The sequence below is a fragment of the Capsulimonas sp. genome (assembly GCF_039929585.1).
Classification (GTDB): domain Bacteria; phylum Armatimonadota; class Armatimonadia; order Armatimonadales; family Capsulimonadaceae; genus Capsulimonas.
Window position 1 is genome coordinate 10,232 of the sequence record NZ_JBDSQY010000041.1, and the last position, 20,403, is coordinate 30,634.

The following is a 20,403-nucleotide window of genomic DNA, read 5'->3' on the forward strand; positions in this document are numbered from 1 at the left end:
GCCCTCGAGACTTTAATATCACGAGATTGTAATATCAAGAAGGATGCTGCCCGTGCTCAACTATCGCGAAAATGACGAACATGACGCTTGTGCTTTGATTGCCTACGTCCGTAAGGATGGAACGCCCTCGCACGGGACCGTCAAACGCGCCATAAACGCACTCGAAAAGATGGGTCATCGCTCCGGTGGAGTGGATGGCGAAGGGGACGGCTGCGGCGTCCAAACCGATATCCCACGCCTGCTGTGGGCGCGCGACCTCCAGGACGAAGCCGGCCAGAACGCCGCGCTTGCGGAAGATCCGCGTTTCTTTGTCGGACACTTCTTCATCCCGATGAAGTTTGCCGCCCAGGCTGAACAAATCAAGGACAGCGTGCGCGGCATGCTGAAGGCGCAGGGGATCACCCTTCTCGTCGAAGACCACGGTGATGTGCGTCACGACGCCCTCGGCAAGATCGCCCGCTCTAACGAGCCCGAGTTCTGGCAGGTCGCCGGTTTGACCCCAGAGTTCGCACCCGGCGGCGGACTTGCGGGCGACCGCGCCCTGTTCGCCGCGCAGCTGGCGATCGAAAAGGACACGCCGGTTCACGTCGTGTCGCTGTCCCGCCACATCGCTATCTATAAGGTGCATGGCAACGCGGACATTCTCGACCATTACTATCCTCAGCTTTCGACGCCGGATTTCCAGAGCGTCATTTGTCTGGGGCACTCGCGCTATTCGACCAACACGCTTTCGAACTTCGAGCGCGTGCAGCCGTTTGCGCTGCTCGGCCACAACGGCGAGATCAACACCGTCGATAAGCTGCGCCGCGAAGCGCAGATGCTCGGCATTCCGATCACGCACGACGGCTCGGACTCGCAGGATATGGACCGCGCGATGCATGGTCTCATCGTCAACCACGGCCTGTCGCTGATCGAAGCCTCGGAAGTGATCTTCCCGCCGATGGCCGAAGAAGTCGATGCGCTGCCCGACGATCTGCGCGCCCTGTATCGATACTACCGCTGGGTCCTCGGACCACTGGCGCAGGGACCGGCCGCGATCGTTTCGCGCTACGGCGACGAGTGCGTCTTCGGCGTGGACGCCCTGGGCCTTCGCCCGCTGTGGTTCGGCGAGTCGGCCACGGAATACTTCTTCTCTTCGGAGCAAGGCGTCGTTCCGATCTCTGTGATTCTTGGCCATCCCAAGCCGCTGGCTCCCGGCGAAAAAGTCGCGATCCAGGTCCGGCGCACTCCGGGCAACACCGGCTCGGATGTGATCCCGTACCACGAGCTGCAGCGCGCCGCGCTGAGCCGCTCGCGCGCCCACTGGGATCTGAACCAGGTGCACGATTCGCTCAAGCTTGGTAAGGATATCACGGCCTACGACGCCAGCCTGTCCCTGAACGCGCCCGAGCCGCTTCCGCTGGAAGCGAACCGCGTTGCGGCGTTCAACTGGGCTTCTCAGGACGTCGATTACGTTGAGGCGCTTTGCAAGACCGGCAACGAGCCGATCGGCTCGCTCGGATACGATGGACCGCTGGCGTCGCTTTCGCCCGAGAAGCAGTCGCTTGCCGACTACTTCAAGGAAGCCGTCGCCGTCGTCACCAACCCGGCCATGGACCGCGAGCGCGAGATGGAGCACTTCTCCACCCGCATGACGCTGGGACCGCGCCCGGGCCTGACTGAGAATGATGCTCTGCCGGAGCGCGCCATTGAGCTGAAGGTTCCGATCCTGGCGGATGTCGCCGCGACCGGCGCCCATCTGGACGCCAAGCTGATCGCCGAAACTGTGGCGAAGGTGGGATCGACCACGCTGGAAGGCGTCTTCGCCTACTTCGGCGCCGATAAAGTCGCCGTCCTTCCGATTGTCTACTCGACCTCGGAAACCGCGCAGGCGACGGTGGAAAAAATTGCGGCGCGCGCGGTGGAGCTGGTGCAGGGCGGGGTGGAAATCCTCGTGCTGGACGACACCACGGCGTTCACCGAAAATACGCTGCCTCTGGATCCGCATCTGGCGCTGATCACGGTGGACAAGGCCCTGCGCCTGAAGGCTGTCAGCGACGAGCCCGGCGCTGCGGCGCTGCGCCGCACCTCCAGCTTGGTGCTGCGTTCGGGCGGTCTGCGCAACCTGCATGACATCATCTTTGCAGTGGGCAACGGCGCGGACGCCGTGGTCCCGTATTTGATGATGCGTCAGGCGATCGCGGGCGGTCCCGCCGACACCACCGAGGAAGACAAGGCGACGCGTCTTTACAAGCTGCTCTCGACCCTGCAAAAGGGGCTGGAGAAGGTCATCTCGACGATGGGAACGCACGAACTGCGCGGCTATGGCCGCATGTTCGCGTCCATCGGTCTGCACTCGGAAGTGGCGCAGACGCTGGAGATCCGCAACTTCTGCGGCTCATCCAAGGCCGGCTTCTCCTTCCTGCGGATGGACGAGCAGGCGCGTAAGCGACTGGAAACGGCGCGTTCCGAGACTCCGGTGAAGAAGCGCGAAGACCTCCGCTTCTACCCGAAGGTCTGGAAGCTGGCCGGTCAGGTCGGCGCTGGAACGGCCCCGTACTCCGCCTACACTGAGAAGGTGCAGAACCAGGAGAAGGATACGCCGGTCTCCCTGCGTCACCTGCTGGATCTTCGCCTGGACAAGCGGACGCCCATCGACCGCAACCTGTCGAACACGCGGGTCAAGGAGCATGATCTGCCCCTGATGATCTCGTCCATGTCGTTCGGTTCGCAGAGCGAGATCGCTTTCCGGGCGTACGCCGAGGCGGCCCGCCAGCTTAACATCGTTTGTATGAACGGTGAGGGCGGCGAAATCAAGGACATGTACGGCAAGTTCCGCAAGAATCGCGGCCAGCAGATCGCATCGGGACGGTTCGGCGTCAACATCGAAATGCTGAACGCCAGCGACTTCCTGGAGATCAAGATCGGCCAGGGCGCCAAGCCCGGCGAGGGCGGCCACCTGCCCGGCAAGAAGGTCTCGGTCAAGGTCGCTCTGGCGCGTCATGCGACGCCCGGCGTCGACCTGATTTCGCCGTCCAATAACCATGACATCTACTCGATCGAAGATCTGGCGCAGATCATCGAGGAGCTGCACACGGCCAACCCGCGCGCCAAGGTCTCCGTGAAGGTGCCGGTCGTTCCCGGTATCGGCACGATCGCCCTGGGCGTTGCGAAGGCGGGCGCCGACATCATCACCCTTTCGGGGTATGACGGCGGCACCGGCGCGGCGCGTATCCACGCGCTGAAGCATGTCGGTATGCCGGTGGAGATCGGCGTCAAGGAAGCTCACCGCGCTCTGGTGCAGGCGGGCGTTCGGGACGAAGTCGAACTCTGGTGCGACGGCGGTATGAAGAACGGCGTGGACGTCGTCAAGATGATCCTGCTCGGCGCTAACCGCTGCGGCTTCGGTACATTGTCGATGGTCGCGACGGGCTGTACGGTCTGTCACGGCTGCCAGCTCGATACCTGCCATGTGGGTATCGCCACGCAGATCGAGACGCTGGAACAGGCGCAGGCGCACGGCCTCAAGCGGTTCGTGCCGCGCGAACCCGTCACGGCGGTGGAAGCGCTGTGCAAGCTGTTTGGCAGCATCGGCGACGAGATCCGCGATCTGACCGCGCAGCTTGGCTTCGTGAACACGCAGGAAATGGTCGGAAAGAGCGATCTGCTGGAGCAGGTTCGCGGACAGGAGCTCGTCGATCTGTTTGAGCTGACCGCGCCGGTCCTTCCCATGATCACCTACGGCCTCGCGGCCACCGCCGGCAATGAAGATGCATTCAGCGACAAGGTCGCCAAGCGCATCCGCCGGCCTCTCTCCTACATGAGCAAGTTGATCTCTTCCATGGTCGCGGAGCAGACCCAGGACGGCGCCGATGTGGTGCTGTTCGAGGACGACCGCGTCAACCCGACCGACCGCGAGCTGGGAACACACCTTGCCGGCGCCATCGCGCGCGGCGAAGTGAACCACACGCCGCTGAAGACCGCCGATCTGACCTTCCAGGATGTTATTCCCGGCAACGGTTTGGGTGCGTTCAACAGCCCGTTTGTGAATGTTCGCGTTCAGGGCGGCGCGCAGGACGGTGTCGCGAAGGGCGCGTATGGCGGCAAGGTCGTCATTCTGCGTGGCCTGAACGATCGCGGCGAGCGCGTGGACGGATCCGTGGGCAAGGGCTTCGGCTACGGCGCGCAAGGTGGAACGTTCCTGATCCAGGGCGACGCCGACTCCCGCTGTGGTATCCGCCTTTCGGGCGCGGACATCGTTATCGGCGGCGAGATCCGCGAGCCACTGAACGACGCTCTGGGATGCCTCGGCGCCCGGGCCAATATCAAGGGCTTCGCTTTTGAGTACATGACCAGCGGACGCGCCGTGGTTCTGGGTGATCCTGGACCGTGGATGTGCGCGGGCATGACCGGCGGCGTCGTCTACATCAAGCTGAATCCGGAAATGGGCCTGGATCGCGCGGCGATCATGCGCCGCATCGGTCGCGGCGCCAATGTCGCCGTGGCGGATCTGAACGACAAGGACAAGCAGAGCATCGCCGAGCTGCTGACGGTTTATGCGCACGAACTGCGCAACGCCGACCAGCACACGGAAGCCGACCGCACCGACGGTCTGGTGGCGCGCATGCTGCGCGACGAAGCTCCGTTCGTCAAAGTTCAGCCCGTCAACCTTCAGGTGGATCAGACAGTCTCCACCGAGTAATCACCTCACCAAGGGCCACGTCTCCCCGGAGGCGTGGCTTTTTTCTTATGGCTCTGCGATATATTACCATCTCCGATCTTCCCGAACTGCGCACGCCTCGACTGATCCTGCGTCCCATCGAGCAGGATGACGCCCAGGATGTCTATGACGCGATCGAGCGCAGCCGCGATAACTTCAGCCGCTGGTTTGTCTGGTCCCGTGAGAGCAATCTTACCAGCGTCCAGCAGAACATCCGCGAAACCATTTCCGCCATGATCGCCGGCACCGAATGGCATTACGCCATTTTCGATAAAGAAGAGGGGTTCTGCGGACGCATCGGCCTTTCCACGATCAATCACGACATAAGGTCCGCCGAGCTTGGCTACTGGCTCTCTGAAGAATTTCAGGGACGCGGCCTGATGTCGGAAGCCGTTCGAACGATGCTCATGCTTGTCTTCTGTGGCGGCGAATCCTTTCAGATCAACGCCTACGCCGACACGGAAAACACGGCCAGCCAGCGTGTCCTCACGAAATGCGGCTTCCGTGAGATCGATGTGATCAAGCATATTATTCGGCATCCCGAGCGAGGGTGGCGCGACCACAAGCATTACGCCATTCGCGCTCACGTCGAATAATCAAAAAGCGCTCCTCCAAAAAGATATTTACATTACCTGTCTTGCGTTGTCGATTTTTGAGGACGCCGAACGACTATTCTTTGAAAGACCGAATTTACTCAGATCGGGAAATCACAGGAGCAAAGATCACATGCAAGCAAACGCCTATTTGACATTCAACGGCCGGTGCGAGGCCGCTTTCAAGTTTTACGAGCAGCACCTGGGCGGCAAGATCGTCGCAATGATGAACCATGAGGGGCTGCCGCCGGAGGACAAAGCGCAGCTCCCCCCCGAGATGCTCAACGCAATCCTGCACGCGCGTCTGGATCTCGGAAGCACCGTGATCATGGGGTCGGACGCTTTTGCAGGGCGCTACGAAAAGCCTCAGGGCTTTTCCGTCTCGCTTCTCGTCGACACTCCCGAAGAAGCCGAGCGAGTTTTCGGGGCGCTGTCGGAAAACGGATCGGTGCTGATGCCGATTGAAGAGACATTTTGGGCTATCCGTTTCGGCATGGTGACCGATCAATTCGGCATTCCGTGGATGGTCAACTGCGAGAAGTCGCTCGGATAAGAAAATAATAAAGCCCGGCGAATGAGAGATCATTCACCGGGCTCAAATTTCGTGTCAGAATGTTTACAAATTGCCGAACCGTTTTCGATACGGCGCACGTTTCCCATAAAGAGCCTTTCACTTAAGGGTAAGGAGAACGGTATGTTTGACGAGCGTCGCGCCAGCCAAGGCTTCACTCTGATCGAGCTCCTCGTCGTGATAGCCATCATTGCGATCATCGCCGCCATCATCTTTCCCGCGTTCGCCGGCGCACGAGAGAAGGCCAGGCAAATCGCCTGCATTTCCAACGAAAAGCAGATTGGTCTGGGTCTACTTCAATATGTGCAGGACAACGATGAGCGGATGCCCGGCGACCATCGCGGCGTTCCGTATCCCACGGGAGCAGGGTGGGGCGCCGAGATCTTCCCGTACGTCAAGAGCCTCGCTGTTTACAAATGCCCCGACGATTCCACCAGTCAGACCACCAACCTCAACGGCCTGAACGAGACTGACTATCCCGTCTCCTACGCCATGAACGCGAACCTGGACGGCGGGCAGCCGGGCGGCTCGCTGGCGGCCCAGCTAACCCCCGCTTCCACCGTGCTGCTGGTGGAGGTTCAGGGCGCGCAGGCCAACCTGCTCAATGCCGACGATGACAGCACCACACTCTTCAGCGCGTCCCCAGGCGTCGATGGCGGCGACACCAGCAACGGCTATATCGACTACTTCTGCAGCGCCGACTACGCCACCGGCCCCGGAGGCGCCAACGGCATGGGCAACCCGCCGCGCACCGGCGATTCCTACCAGCGCCTCGGCCGCGCACGCCACACCAACGGCTCCAACTTCGTGCTCGCCGACGGCCACGTCAAATTCCTGCGCCCCCAATTCGTCTCCCCCGGCTACGCCAACACCGACCCCAACAACGACCAGGACCAGGGCGTCAACCAATTCGGCGATCCCGACGGCATTGCCGCCGGCACGGCGACGATGGGACGCGCGCCTAAGAACTTCATAGCCACATTCAGCCCACTTTGATGGATAGCAATACTGGCGCTTGACAAATAAACGAGGTCATGTTATATTGTATTCAATAGTGATGTATCAATACATCAGTCGTTAGGCGGCCATCAATGAAACAAATGCCCTTCGTGAAACTAGCCACAGGATCCGTGATTCCCATAGCCCTCGTGCTCCAGGCAGCCAGCCAGAATCCAGCGAGCGCTGACGCCGCACGGAACATGCAGATGGGAATCGCCACGCATCTGGCGCAGTATGGCGTAAAATGCCTGCCTTTGCTCGCAAGTACCGGTGTCGGCTGGGTCCGTGATGGGGTGGACTGGAGTTCCATTGAAAAGCAAAAGGGCGTTTACGTCGTGCCACCCAAGACGAGAGAATGGATCAAGGCAGTCCATGCTCATGGACTGAAGCTGATCTTTACAATCGACGGCGGAAACAGTCTTTACCAGGATCCCTATGATCCAGAGGCCTATGCCGCGTTTGCGGCGGCAATGACCAAGCAGCTAAAGGGCGATGTCGACGCATTTGAAATTCTCAACGAACCGGCGAATTTTGGTTATACGAAACAAGACAACGGTTCTTGGAACGGCATTAACAAAGAAGGGAGGGTCGAGCCTTGGGTCGGCCGTTATGTCACACTGATCAACAAGGCCGCCGTGGCGATCAAGGCTGCGGACCCGAATGTGAAGGTCATTGGGCTGGGATCCGTGGCGCCCGTAAACTTCCATCAGCTCGCCATGGGAATATCTCCCTCGGTGGATGGTGTCGTTGATCACCCTTACAGCATGCGTGCGGCCCCGGAACTCGTGCCATATCCGAGCAACGGCGGGATCGTCGCCCGTGACGGGATTGCGACCGCCGACGCCCAGGGGACGTTTGCCTCGCAGATTCGCATGTACCGCGAGCAGTCCGAAAAGTATCATGGTCCAAAGGAGATGTGGCTGACCGAATGGGGTTTCCCAACATACCAGCCGACCGCCCCGAACGCGTACGCCGGATACACGCAGACCGCTCAGGCAAAATATATCCAGCGACGCTTTGTAGAATCCCTTGGGCTGGGCGTCACGGTTTCCGTGGTCTATGACTTTGAGGATGATCATGGCGTTAACCCACATGATCCGGAATGGAACTTTGGACTTGTCACACATGATCTGAAGCCCAAACCTTCGTATTATGCTGTCAAACGTCTCGTTCGTGTTATGGAAGGCTGGAAGGTGCAAACCTGGGGCGACGTTAGAGTGTCGCCCTACGACGATCGTCCGGACACCTGGCCGATCGTGTGGGATAGCGGCAAATTGGCCTCCTCCGGCGCGATCCGGGCGTACCAGTTTGTGAAGCCGTCGGGCGCGCGGGCGGTGGCGCTCTGGTCAACCGAGCGCGCCAGCTCCGACCTCTCGCCAAGAGCGGGAGAAATCACCATCACCGACAATAAGAAGGTGGCTAAGATCGAGATCATTGATATGATGACTGATGTACGCATTCATCCCGCTTTCCACCAAGTGGGAGCCAACATTGTCCTCAAAGAAATAACGCTGCCGGATTCTCCGGTCCTGATGGTCTTGACGGAATAGTCGCTTGACATCCGCAGGAGACTATGATATATTTATTAAGTCTTGATGTATTGATGCATCATTTTTGTCATTTCTGAGAGAAATAAATGAAAAAGACGAATGGTTTTACTTTAATTGAGCTTCTTGTTGTAATCGCAATAATTGCGATACTTGCCGCGATCTTATTTCCCGTCTTCGCAAAAGCAAGAGAGAAAGCCCGCCAGGTCAGCTGCCTCTCCAACATGAAGCAATGCGGAATTGCCGTGACGCAATATGTCCAAGATTCCGATGAAGCGTTTCCGCAAGGGACAAGCAACTACAATCAGGGCGGCACGGGATGGGCGGGGCAGATCATGCCTTATATTAAAAGCGCCGCTGTTTTTAAGTGCCCGGACGATCCCGCCGTAGGCCGTGTTTCTTCCTACGCTATCAACGAAAACATGCAGATCCACACGGGGGCATACGACGGCACGGGGAGCAATATCGGGATTTCGATTGCGCAGCTGAACGCTCCTGCAAAAACGGTCTTTCTGTGTGAAGTCGCTAATGACGCCGGGTACGATATCGCGCTGTCGACGCCGGACAATCCCGAGAGCGGCTCGTCGGCTGCGCGCGGAATTGGCGGAGGGTACGATCCCAGCGGCGGCGCCGCCATCCCTGCGTGCCCCGGCTCCGGCCTGCAATACGCCACCGGGTATCTTGGCGGACGGACGGGCGATTGCCACTTTCAAGCGCAAAATGGTCGGCATACCGATGGATCGAATTACCTGCTGGCGGATCTGCACGCTAAGTGGCTGCGCTCAAACGCCGTGTCCGGAGGATATGACGCAAAGACGGAAACCGGAGTGCAGGACCAGGTTTTCAGCCCCGAGGCGGCCGGTACGAGCGGAGCCATCGGAACTCTCCCCGTCGCCGCGACTTTCAGCACTCAGTAGAACAGTAAGGGGCCGATGGGAGGCTGTCATCGCTTAGCTCGTCGTACCGCAAACGAATTCCACTGGAACAAGTGTCTCCAGTGGAATTTCCGCGCCGCCGATCTGTTTCAGAAGCAGCTGCGCCGCGATGCGCCCGATCTCCACCCAGGGAACACGAATTGTGGTCAGTTCGTATGCTGGCGCCGCCTCGAAGAACGGGTGGGGGGCGTAACCGTCGAACCCGGTCACCGCAAGATCGTCAGGGATCTTAATCCCATTCTTTTTGCAGTGTCTCATAAATTGATGGGCGAAAAGATCGTTCCAGCAGACAATGGCCGTGGGGTGGCTGCGGCCGCCAGACCTGAGAAGTTCTTCTTCCATGGCGCTGACTTCGCCGAACGATCCGAGGTGAGAGTCCCGGACGACTTCCATACCAAGCTCCGAGGCCATGGTCATGAACTGGGGATACCGCTGAGAGGTTGTGTGAACGTCTCCAGGAGCCCGATATAAGATGTGTCTGTGGCCAAGCGCATGCAGATGCTCCGCGATACTATTCGAGCCGCCGGCGTCGTCAATCGTGACTGCGGAAAAGCCCGCAAGTTTCTCGGCGATCGAGATCACCGGCAGACGATCCTGACGCAGATAATCCAAGATGGGATGACCGGCATGGCTGTGCAGGATCAGCCCGTCGATCTTCCCATCGGTCAAGTCGTTGTAAATCTGCTCGATCGGCGTGTCGGGAAACGTTCCTTGAAGCAGCAGATGCCGCTTCTGTTCGTCGCATGCCTGACGTATACCGTTTAGTAGATGGTTGTGGAAGGGGACACGCAGGTCGACCGTCACGTAGCCGGTGTAGTACCCGATCGTATTTGTACTTTGACGCCGCAGCGATGTCGCCACGGCGTTGGGCCGGTAGTTCATTTCCTGGGCGGCCAGAAGTATGCGGCTGCGTGTTTCCGGAGATACCCGCACCGTGGATTGCTTCTGCACAAAAATCGCCGCTGCGGCGGACTTGCTGACACCTGCTCTTTTTGCAACATCATCAAGCGTCGGCCTCTTGTTTTTCATCGTGATCTCTATATTACCTTTATTGGCTAGACGGCGTGGCGGTCGCCTCATTTCCCCAATGGCTGTAAACGCCGCCGTTCTGCGCGCCCACATAGTAATAATACGGCGTTCCATTTGTCACGCCCATGTCGATGTAGGTCGTCCCGGAGACGCCCGAAGCATAGGCGTTTGAGCTGACTCCATTGGCGCTGAGTCCACGATAGATATTATACGTCGCGGCGCCTGGAACAGCCGTCCATGAGAGCGTCACTTTTCCGCTGCCGCCGACCGCAGTCACGTTCGCGGGCGCCGGAAGGTCCGGCGTGGCGGATGCTTCATTTCCCCAATGACTGTATACGCTGCTGTACTGCGTTCCGGGATAACTATTCTGCGCCCCAACATAATAGTAATACGGAGAGCCGGCCGTCACATTTGTATCCGTGTAAGACGTACTGGAAATCCCCGAAGCGTACACAACTGGGCTGACTCCTCCTGCGCTGGCGCCACGATAAACGTTATAGGTGGTTGCTCCTGGAGAGGCGTTCCATGAGAGCGTCACCTTGCCGCCGCCTCCGGTCGCCGTGACATTTGCCGGCGGAGATAAAACGCCTCCGGGCGCGGTCTGGTAAACTCGGATATAGTCTACTTTGAAGTTCAGAGGCCAGTTCGTAATTGCTCCTGGGTCGCCGGACCATCCGCCGATCTGCTCGTCTAGCTTCAAAAACATCGGGTGATTTGGGATGCCGCCTTGCGATCCTGTCTTTGTTTGATATTGCAGTACCGGCCCGCGCCCATCCTCCTCATCAATATAGAAAGAAAGATGATCGGGATACCACTGCATGATATACTGGAGCCATCGGCCGCGTGGATCGACCGGCGGCGTGATGGGCCCGCTTTCGTCTTGAATATTATTCCATCCATAATGCAGAGTATAGTAGAGGGCCGTGCCGCCCAGGTTCTCCATAACATCGATTTCGTCAGAGTAAACAAGATCCGTCCGCAGCAGCCAAATGGCCGGCCAGGAACCCTGTCCGCTGCTGGGGGTGGGAACCATTGCGCGGCAAACGACTTCGCCATATAAGAACCCAAACGGCTGACCTGACAAAAGAGTATTGGCCGCTGCGGATGTATAATCGAAAGCCGCGCCAGTCTCCGCGTCCGTCGCCGATTGCTTACGCGCCTGCATTTGATAGTATGACACCCCGCCGGACGACTGAATGCTCCCGTTCGCCGTTTTGTTTGTCGCCAGCGCATAATGATCCGCGCCTTCTTTGGCGTTGTTGGCGTACCACTTATTCGAATCGAGAGCGGGGCCGCTGAACTCATCCGCCCAATTCTGGCTCCAATTGGCTGAACTTGTGGGAATATCCGTGTATGCACAGGCGCTGCGAACGCCTCCTGATAGTATCGCCACAGATGCGATCAAAATGACAGGCGCCCGCCATCTCGCCATTTGGGATTGACTTCCGTAGATGCGTATAGACATAGACATGCTCCCTTGCAATATCGCGTTTGTAGCAAAGAGAACTATGAACCCTTTGCTGATAGTATCGTCACCCGACCGTACTTGATGTATCAATATATCATACGCGTTCCGGCTTGTCAAGCGCAAGGCTGCAAACGAGCTAGGCGGCTTCCCGGTTGACCACGAGGCTACAGCCGGAAATCCGCCCGCAATATCCATACATGGAGACGGCAATTTTATATCGCCGAAGTTCCGCCGTCGACAGACAACTCCACTCCGTTCACATAGCTCGAGTCGTCGGAAGCAAGAAACAGCGCCACCGTCGCAATTTCCTCAGGGCGGCCCATCTTTCCCCTCGGGATTAAGGATTCTAACTGTTTCATCGCCTCGGCGTCGAACAACTGCTCCTGAATCGGTGTTTGGACCTGCCCCGGACTCAGCACGTTCACCCGGATGTTCCTGTCCTTCAGTTCGTTGAGCCAAGTGCGGGCGAAGGAGCGCAGCGCAGCCTTGCTCGCCGCATACACTCCCCAGTCAGGCCAGCCCTTGACTGAAGCAATCGACCCCGTCATGAAGATCGATCCGCCATCGTTGAACAGCGGCAGCGCCTTCTGCACCGTGAAGAGCGTGCCTCGCGTGTTCAGACCGAAGGTTGTGTCGAAGTTCTTTTCCGTAATCTCGCCGATCTTGGCGGCTTCCGCCGTTCCAGCGCTCGCGAATAGCACGTCGATGCTGCCTTTTTCCCGCTTTACCGTATCGAACAGACGGTCCAGATCGTCCAGATTGGCCGCATCGCCCTGCACGCCGGTCACGTTTCGGCCGATTAGCTGAACGGCCTTATCCAGAGTTTCTTGCCTTCGGCCCGTGATGAACACATAGGCCCCTTCTTCAACGAACAATTTGGCGCTGGCCAGCGCCAAACCGCTCGTTCCCCCCGTAATCACGGCGATCTTTCCATCAAGCTTTCCCATAACTGTTCCTTTCGCAATACTCAATAATAGTCGACAACAGCAGTATAGTTCATAAGTTCGGAACTTGTCAACAATATAGTATTGACAGAAGCCGCCGGAGGACAGTATACTCGCTACTCCCAATACCAGAGAATCCGAACAGATGAAGCCACTTGTCCACCCAGACATCGAAGACGTTCCGCTTGAGGTTATCTTGCATGCGCTCGCTGACCCCATACGTGTGGCGCTTTTCTATGAGATCGTCTATCAGGAAGGCCCGAAGAATTGCACCATGCTGGTGAACGTGCTGGATCATCCCATCCCGAAATCGACTCTCTCGCAGCACATGCGTATTCTTCGCGAAGCGGGCTTAGTGCGTGGCGAACGCCATGGCACTCAGATGCATAACACCTCGCGCTATGACGAAGTGGACGCACGCTACCCAGGCCTGTTGCTCGCGATCATCACTGCCCACTCGGTGCAAATTGAGGCGAAGAAGAAGTCAATGGACGCCATAGAAGTCTTCTAAGGCCGAATAACTGCTGATGGCCTTTATTCACAACCAATGTCCGAACTTTAGACCTCTGTGGCTGCATCGTAAAATGTTGTGATCTTGACGGATTTTCACCCGTTGACACACATTGTGAAAAAAGGTACAATTTGGTCAGAAGCAGGAGGTTCCGACAATGAGCGTCTCACCCGCGACCGATACTGAGCAGCGCGTTTTGACTCTGGGGCATAGCCCGGACTCGGACGACGCATTTATGTTTTATGCGCTTGCCGAGGGCAAGATCGACAGCGAGGGGCTGGTATTCGAGCATGTGCTGCGGGACATCCAGACGCTGAACGAATGGGCGCGCGAGGGGAAGCTGGACACCACGGCGATCTCGCTGCACGCGTACGCGTACGTTCAGGACAAGTACGCGCTGCTCGCGCATGGCGCCAGCATGGGCGACGGTTATGGGCCGATGGTCATTACCACGGAGCCGACAACGCCGGAGCAGCTGGAAGGGAAGCGCATTGCGATCCCTGGCCCGCTGACCACGGCTTATCTGGCGTTTCAGATTTATATGGACGGCAAGCCGTTCGAGCCCGTGTTCACCTACTTCGACGCCATTATGGACGAAGTGCGGGCAGGCAATGTGGACGCCGGTCTGATCATCCACGAAGGACAGCTGACGCACAAGGCGGAAGGGTTCCATACCGTTGTGGACCTCGGCGTCTGGTGGAAGGATCGCACGGCGACCCCGCTGCCGCTGGGCGTCAATGCGATCAAGCGCGATCTGGGCGTGGAGCTTTCCGAGAAGATGTCGCGCGTCATGCGCCGCTCGATCGAGTTCGCCCTCACGCACCGGGCGGACGCGCTCGCACACGCTATGCAGTACGCCCGCGATCTGGAAACCGAGATGGCGGACAAATTTGTGGGTATGTACGTGAATGAACTGACGCTGGACCTTGGCGAGCGCGGAAAGCGCGGCGTGGAGCTGCTGCTGACCGAGGCCGCCGAGCGAAAGCTGATACCACCCGTACAGCAGCCCGTCACCTTTGTCGATTAGAAGAATGAAAGCCGGGCTTATTGCCCGGCTTTTTTATCGCTATTGATTGTGATTTATTTCACGATCTTTTGTGCATAGAAATGGATCATCGGATGCATTTGGATTTGCTTGTGCTCTCGCGAATACAGTTCGCGATGACGATCATGTTCCATTATCTGTTCCCGCCGCTTTCCATCGGCCTGGGAGCGGTGCTGGTGTTCATGGAAGGCATGTATCTCAAGACGAAGGACCCGCAGTATGAGGCGATCACGCGGTTCTGGACGCGTATCTTCGCCGCGAACTTCGCGATGGGGGTGGCGACGGGGATCGTGATGGAGTTCGAGTTCGGCACTAACTGGGCGGCGTTCTCGCGCTATGTCGGTGACGTCTTCGGCTCCGCGCTGGCTTCCGAGGGCATCTTCGCCTTTTTCCTGGAGTCGGGTTTTCTCGCCGTTCTTGTCTTCGGCTGGGATCGGGTTTCCGCGAAGTTTCACTTCTTCGCAACACTGATGGTGGCGATGGGCGCGACATTCTCCGCGATCTGGATCGTGGTCGCCAACTCCTGGATGCAGACGCCGCGCGGCTTTCATATCGTCGGGACGGGACTGGCGGCGCGAGCCGAGATCACGGATTTTGGGGCGATGATCTTCAATCCCTCCACGCTCAACCGGCTTACGCACACGCTGATCGGCGCCTATATCCTGGGGGCCTTTTTCGTGATGAGCATCTCCGCCTATTACCTGCTCAAGGATCGGCACATCGACTTTGCTCGCAAGAGCTTTAAGACAGCGTTGGTGTTTGGGACGGTGATGTCCCTCGCGGCGGGGTTGACCGGCGACTTGAACTCGCGCATGATCGCGCACTACCAGCCGGCGAAGTTCGCCGCCATCGAAGGCAACTTCCACACGGAGAAGGGCGGGACGCCGTTTTCCGTCATCGGCGTTCCCGACGAAAAGCGCGAGAAGATGCACTACGAAGTCGCAATCCCGGGAATGCTGAGCGTGCTGATGTACGGCAAGCTCGATAAGCCTGTGCCGGGGCTGGACCAGATCCCGCGCGGGGATCGGCCACCGGTCATTGTGCCTTACATGTCCTATCATGTGATGATTTTTATTGGGACGTACTTAGTGGGTTTGTCGCTGCTGGCGTGTTTCTTGTGGTGGCGTGGGACACTCTTCAAACAGCGATGGCTTCTCTGGATTTTCGTCGTGTCGGTCGTCGGGCCGTATCTCGCCAACGAAGCGGGGTGGGTGACGGCGGAGGTGGGGCGGCAGCCCTGGATCGTCTACGGTCTTCTGCGCACCAGCGAGGGCTTGTCCCGATCCGTGCAGGCGAGCCAGGTGCTCGGCAGCATCATCATGTTCATTGTGGTGTATGCGCTGCTGTTCGCCGTCTGGGTCTACGTTTTGAACGACAAGATCAGCCACGGGCCCGACGCGCCGCACGATCCGCCGGCGAACACGACCGCCGGGGACGTTCTGGCGGTTCATGTGGGGGCGGAAGATCCCGCGGGCTACTCGATGACCGCAAGCACGGATAGCTGGAAAGAAGGCGGCGATCGTGACGGCGCTGAAGAGAAGGGACGCGATTAAATGGATCTCAACACATTCTGGTTTTTGCTGATCGGCGTCCTGCTCATTGGCTACGCGATCCTCGACGGGTTTGATCTGGGGGTGGGGGCTTTACACTTGTTCGCGCGCACCGATCAGGACCGGCGTATCTTCCTCAACGCCATCGGTCCGGTATGGGACGGCAACGAAGTGTGGCTCGTCACGTTCGGCGGCGCGCTCTTCGCGGCCTTTCCCAAAGCTTACGCCACGGCCTTCTCGGGGTTCTATCTGGCGTTTATGTTCCTGCTCTGCGCCCTGATCTTTCGGGCGGTCGCGATTGAGTTTCGCAGCAAACAAGAATCCCCCATTTGGCGGCGCTTCTGGGACGGAGCGTTCTTCGCCGCCAGCGCTTCCTCGTCGCTGCTTTTCGGCATCGCCGTCGGGAATTTAATTCTGGGGCTTCCCATCGGCGCGGACGGAGACTTTCGAGGGCAGCTCGGCGACCTTGTGCGTCCTTACGCTTTGCTCGTTGGCTTCTTCAACCTGTCCATGTTCATGATGCACGGTTCAATCTATCTCTATCTCAAGACCGAAGGGGAATTGCAGGAGCGCATCCGGCATTGGATCTATCGAACGTTCGGGATTTTCTGCTGCCTCTACGCGTTCACCACGATCGCGACTTTGCAGGCGCTGCCGGGCGCGACGCGCAATTTCGCGCAGTACCCATGGGTCTGGGCGATCGTCGCGCTGAACGTGCTCGCCATCGCGAACATTCCCCGCGCCCTGCACAAGCAGCTGCCTTCGTTCGCATTCTTTTCGTCGGCCTGCAATATCGCCGCACTGGTTGTGCTGTTCGGCGTTGCGATCTTCCCGAATATGATCATCAGCAGTCTCAATCCCGCGTGGAGCCTGACGATCTACAACGCCGCGTCTTCGCAAAAGGCGCTGGGTTTAATGCGTAACATCGCGTTTCTCGGTCTGCCGTTCGTAATGACCTACACGATTGCGATTTACTGGGTGTTTCGAGGCAAGGTCAAGGTCGAGAAGCATAGCTATTGAGGGCCTATTCCCCCGCGCTTTAGCGCGTTTCCCCCTTTTCCCAGCAAGGCCCTTCGGGCGGGAAAAGGGGTGTTGATAATTACAATCCTGGCGAGTCTTGTCGTGGTGGTTCGGCCCCTCCGCCCCAATTCTGGGGGACCGGAAAATGCCGTAGTCCAAAATCAGATCCCCCAGAATTGGGGCGGAGGGGCCATTTCACTCTTCCCACAACATGGAATACTCGCCTGGATCGCAGTTACGAACGCCCCCTTTCCCCCGCGAAGCGGCTTGTTGGGAAAGGGGGAGGCGAGCTTCAGCGAGCGGGGGGATAGGTCACGAAAGGCTCTAGTAAACCTGTCCCAATCCCGTATCCAGCGCCTGGCCCAGCTGCCCGGTGGCGAAGGGTTCGACGGCGGGGAAGGCTTTCAGGCGAAAATTGAAGGTGATCGTTTGGCCGGGACGGATGCCGGTCGTTGTGTTCTGATAGATCAGAGTGCCTTCCCAGTCGTGCCAGGAGCGGGTGAGGGCGAGGCCCTGGTAGTCGAATGTGCTGGAAAAGCCGTTGTAGCCGCCGATCGCGCGAAGACGCCAGCCGGCGTCTTCGTTCGGATCGCGGAAGAACGGCAGGTCCAGCTGGGCGTTGATTGCGGAAAAGCGATGCTGGTCCGGTGAGTAGCGTGTGTTGACATCCAGTGCGAAACCCTGAGAGCCGCGAATACGGAAGTAGTTCGTCAGGTCGAGCAGTCGGTGGTGGTTCTGGTCGTAAGACGCGGAGGTGCGCAGCTGAAAATGTCCATCCGGCTGGATAATCATCTGGAGCGAGAGGCTCTGCCAGGGCGTCGGCGGGCCGAAGGCGGTTTCCTTGGCGGCGTTGAAATCGTAACCCGTGGCGATGCGAAGCTGGAACTTCTTGGAATCTTGCAGTGAGAAGTTGAAGTTTGCCGTGTTGTTGTTGCCGGAGAAATCGAACTGGAACGGCGTGAACCCGTAGGGTCGCAGGTAGTTATAGCTGAGCCCTGTCGAGGAAGTTTTCCCAAGCTTCAGCTTGTATTCCGCGCGTCCCGTGAGCAGATATTCGGCGGTGTTGTCACCATAGAACCGCTGGACATAGGCGCCGCCATAGTCGATCGTATTACGATCGTTGATCTTGGCCGTCGTGCTGCCGGTGTCCATACCGAAGCTAACACGCTGTGTCTTTGTTTCCGAGGTCGGCTCATTGAACGTTCCCAGAGAGAAGTCGAGCCGGGTCGTGGACGGCAGGAAGCGCTTCAGCATTGACATCCGGGTGGCGTCGGTCGCCAGCCGGAATTCGGGGAGACGCTCCAGACCGCCGAAAAATGTCGAGCCGACCTGCGTGTTCTGAAGCTGCGTGAACTTCGATGTCAGCACCTGGAAGTCGAATGCCTTGTTCTGCTGGGCGTATTCGATATTAGTATCGAGTTCGCTGCGTTTGGTGGGATCGATACCTTCGTATGTATTGGTAAAACTGGTAAGAGTGAACAGCGTGTGCAGCTGCTCCGTCGCCGTCGGTTTAAATGTCTGATCGAATGCGGCGGTGGAGTTCAGCGACCCCCCCAGGCCATAGTTGCTGGAGTCGATACTCGTGCGGATCGCCGTGTTCAGATTGCCGACACTGCGTGTCAGGCTCAGCTGGGAGGAGAGTGACCGGTTCTGGTCTCCCCCCGCGAAGTACGAGTTCTGCTGGAACTGAGACGCGAGGTTCGCCAGGACTGTACCGATCTGCTGCTGATGGTTGAGGCTGCCGCTGTAGTTTTCCTGCCCGGTGCTTTGATCCGCCAGATGATAAACAGAAACAAGCCCCGTGCCGCGCTTGAGATTGTCGGAATCTCCATAGTTCTGATCGAACCCCAGGCCCAGCCCCTTCTTCTGCATTGCATCGATCTTCAGGATGCCAGGCAGGGTTGTTGAGAGCGCGTACCCAATAGCGAACTTGGCGAAGTATCCCTCGTCGGGCGTCTGGCCAAGCTGCGGGAAGAGCGTCTGTCGGGAAAGTCGTCGGTCCAGCGGGACAACAAACCAGGGGATGGTGAACAGCTTTTTGTTTTTGCGATATAGCGTGACGTTTTTGCCGACCAGCCGCTTGCCGGGAATCACGTAAAGCTGCTTTGCAAGGAAATAGTAGTGCGGCTCTAAAAAGTCGCAGGTCGTAAACCGGCTGCCGCGCGCGTCGATCAGGCCCGGGCGGCCATTGATTTCGCCGCCATAGACTAAGATCGGCATGATCACGCCGACTTGAAGCCGCTGCGGCGCAATGGAGGTCGTAGCCCCGATAACGGTGTAGGTGTCCTTGCGCAGATTGATGCGCAGGCTGCCCTCCGGTCCTGTCGTGACGGTCTCGCCGTTCGGCGCATGGAGGATGGCGTTCTTCGTGAACACTGCTTCGCCGGCGTCCAGGTCCACGTCGACCTGATCGCTGTTCAGCGTGTATTTTTTGTATTTCACCCGGACATTGCCCTTGCCGGTCCACTTGCCCGCCGTGGTCTGCTCGAACGAATCGGCGTTCTCCAGAATGACGGAAGTCGCCGGATCAGCGTCTTCATCGCCGACGAACCCGGAAGTTCCTCCGCCGGGCAGCGGGGTTTCCGTCTCAGGCAGCGGGATTTCGGGTGAGGCGGGGCTTGTCGTGGAATCGCCGTTCGGTGTTCCCGTGTCTCCCGGCGGAGGTGTGGTTCCCTGGGCGTTCAGATCGGTGGGCGCCGGGGCGGGGGCCACTGGCCCAGCACCGCCGAGGGTAGGATTACCGCCCGCAGGAGGAGGCGTGGGCGTCTCGTCCGGCGTGGGAGTACTCGGAGGCGCAACGATATCCGACGGCGCGGCGCGCGGCGTCTCGACATCCGCAGCGAAGGCGCTGCCGGCGAGGGAGCACAGAGCGGCGCCGAGGACGCACGAATGTCGACGGAACTTGGAGCGGGGTCTGGAGGGCAATGCATGCTCCCAAAAGCGGGGTTAGGCGTGAATGGCGATTTCCGGGTCGGGCGTGTCGCCGTTGTCGCGCCACTCAGAGGCGGCGGCGAACCCGGCGGCGAGAGCGGCGTATACGGCAAAAATGGCGCGACCGCTCAGCTTCTTCTCAATTCCCGGCGTCAGGCGCTTGGGCACGACATGGTAGTCAATGATATAGGCGAAGACACTTGCGGCAATTCCCGTGGCGGTGTTGCCTCGCGATTTGGTCAGTGTCAGGACGCCTTCAAAGGCTGCGGCCCAGAACACCATGGCCGAGGTGTTCGCGACAATTCCGAGTGTTGTGGCGCGCGGCGAGAAGTCATCCGGCTGGGAGATCTCGTCACCGTCGATCACATGGGTCACGGAGTTGATCGCGGACCAGGGGGAACCCGTCTCTCGCTGGCTGGCGACCATAATGGAGCCGACAGTGGCGGCGGTCAAAAGAGCGCTCGTCTTGAGCGTGTTGAGGAGGAAGCGTTTCCAAGTCATGCGGAGAGTGTACCCCACAAACTGCTCCGAGGAGTACGCCGCGAGGGGTGCTGTGGTATA

15 protein-coding genes are annotated in these 20,403 nt (G+C 58.8%); 10 read left to right on the forward strand and 5 right to left on the reverse strand.

Annotated elements, in window-relative coordinates:
• Positions 1-52: 52 nt before the first annotated feature.
• The 6 genes from ABIZ35_RS02765 to ABIZ35_RS02790 all read left to right on the forward strand — a co-directional run bounded on the left by ABIZ35_RS02765 (position 53) and on the right by ABIZ35_RS02790 (position 9,326).
• Positions 53-4,681, forward strand: coding sequence for a glutamate synthase-related protein (locus tag ABIZ35_RS02765; protein ID WP_348218341.1), 4,629 nt, complete (start codon positions 53-55; stop codon positions 4,679-4,681).
• 47 nt (positions 4,682-4,728) lie between these two features.
• Positions 4,729-5,295, forward strand: coding sequence for a GNAT family N-acetyltransferase (locus ABIZ35_RS02770; RefSeq protein ID WP_348218342.1), 567 nt, complete (start codon positions 4,729-4,731; stop codon positions 5,293-5,295).
• A gap of 130 nt (positions 5,296-5,425) precedes the next feature.
• The gene (locus tag ABIZ35_RS02775) at positions 5,426-5,845 is read left to right on the forward strand and encodes a VOC family protein (protein WP_348218343.1); all 420 of its coding nucleotides are present in this window, start codon (positions 5,426-5,428) and stop codon (positions 5,843-5,845) included.
• A gap of 141 nt (positions 5,846-5,986) precedes the next feature.
• Complete coding sequence (locus ABIZ35_RS02780; protein WP_348218344.1) at positions 5,987-6,859, forward strand: DUF1559 domain-containing protein; 873 nt, start codon at positions 5,987-5,989, stop codon at positions 6,857-6,859.
• Positions 6,860-6,954: 95 nt separating this feature from the next.
• Positions 6,955-8,412, forward strand: coding sequence for a hypothetical protein (locus ABIZ35_RS02785; RefSeq protein ID WP_348218345.1), 1,458 nt, complete (start codon positions 6,955-6,957; stop codon positions 8,410-8,412).
• An 86-nt stretch (positions 8,413-8,498) separates the two neighbouring features.
• The gene (locus ABIZ35_RS02790; RefSeq protein ID WP_348218346.1) at positions 8,499-9,326 is read left to right on the forward strand and encodes a DUF1559 domain-containing protein; all 828 of its coding nucleotides are present in this window, start codon (positions 8,499-8,501) and stop codon (positions 9,324-9,326) included.
• Between the two features lie 33 nt (positions 9,327-9,359).
• Here ABIZ35_RS02790 and ABIZ35_RS02795 read toward each other — a convergent pair whose 3' ends face one another.
• The 3 genes from ABIZ35_RS02795 to ABIZ35_RS02805 form a co-directional block, all read right to left on the reverse strand.
• On the reverse strand, positions 9,360-10,373 hold the full coding sequence (locus ABIZ35_RS02795; RefSeq protein WP_348218347.1) for a LacI family DNA-binding transcriptional regulator: 1,014 nt from the start codon (positions 10,371-10,373) through the stop codon (positions 9,360-9,362).
• Between the two features lie 19 nt (positions 10,374-10,392).
• Positions 10,393-11,838: a family 16 glycosylhydrolase gene (locus ABIZ35_RS02800; RefSeq protein ID WP_348218348.1), complete on the reverse strand. Its 1,446-nt coding sequence runs from the start codon at positions 11,836-11,838 to the stop codon at positions 10,393-10,395.
• Between the two features lie 215 nt (positions 11,839-12,053).
• Positions 12,054-12,788, reverse strand: coding sequence for an SDR family oxidoreductase (locus tag ABIZ35_RS02805; protein WP_348218349.1), 735 nt, complete (start codon positions 12,786-12,788; stop codon positions 12,054-12,056).
• Positions 12,789-12,930: 142 nt separating this feature from the next.
• Between ABIZ35_RS02805 and ABIZ35_RS02810 the strand changes: the two genes are divergently transcribed.
• From ABIZ35_RS02810 to cydB, 4 genes are all read left to right on the forward strand, one after another.
• Complete coding sequence (locus tag ABIZ35_RS02810; RefSeq protein ID WP_348218350.1) at positions 12,931-13,296, forward strand: metalloregulator ArsR/SmtB family transcription factor; 366 nt, start codon at positions 12,931-12,933, stop codon at positions 13,294-13,296.
• A 157-nt stretch (positions 13,297-13,453) separates the two neighbouring features.
• The gene (locus ABIZ35_RS02815) at positions 13,454-14,323 is read left to right on the forward strand and encodes an MqnA/MqnD/SBP family protein (RefSeq protein ID WP_348218351.1); all 870 of its coding nucleotides are present in this window, start codon (positions 13,454-13,456) and stop codon (positions 14,321-14,323) included.
• 92 nt (positions 14,324-14,415) lie between these two features.
• Positions 14,416-15,894 (forward strand): cytochrome ubiquinol oxidase subunit I, encoded by a 1,479-nt coding sequence (locus ABIZ35_RS02820; RefSeq protein ID WP_348218352.1) that lies wholly within the window; start codon positions 14,416-14,418, stop codon positions 15,892-15,894.
• Entirely contained in the window at positions 15,895-16,911 is a 1,017-nt protein-coding gene (gene cydB / locus ABIZ35_RS02825) for a cytochrome d ubiquinol oxidase subunit II (RefSeq protein ID WP_348218353.1), read from the forward strand.
• A gap of 324 nt (positions 16,912-17,235) precedes the next feature.
• Here the strand turns inward: cydB and ABIZ35_RS02830 are convergent, their stop codons facing one another.
• Both ABIZ35_RS02830 and ABIZ35_RS02835 read right to left on the reverse strand, forming a co-directional pair.
• The gene (locus tag ABIZ35_RS02830; RefSeq protein ID WP_348218354.1) at positions 17,236-19,836 is read right to left on the reverse strand and encodes a hypothetical protein; all 2,601 of its coding nucleotides are present in this window, start codon (positions 19,834-19,836) and stop codon (positions 17,236-17,238) included.
• A 21-nt stretch (positions 19,837-19,857) separates the two neighbouring features.
• A complete protein-coding gene (locus tag ABIZ35_RS02835) occupies positions 19,858-20,343 on the reverse strand; it encodes a hypothetical protein (protein ID WP_348218355.1) in 486 nt (161 codons plus the stop codon).
• Between the last annotated feature and the right edge of the window lie 60 nt (positions 20,344-20,403).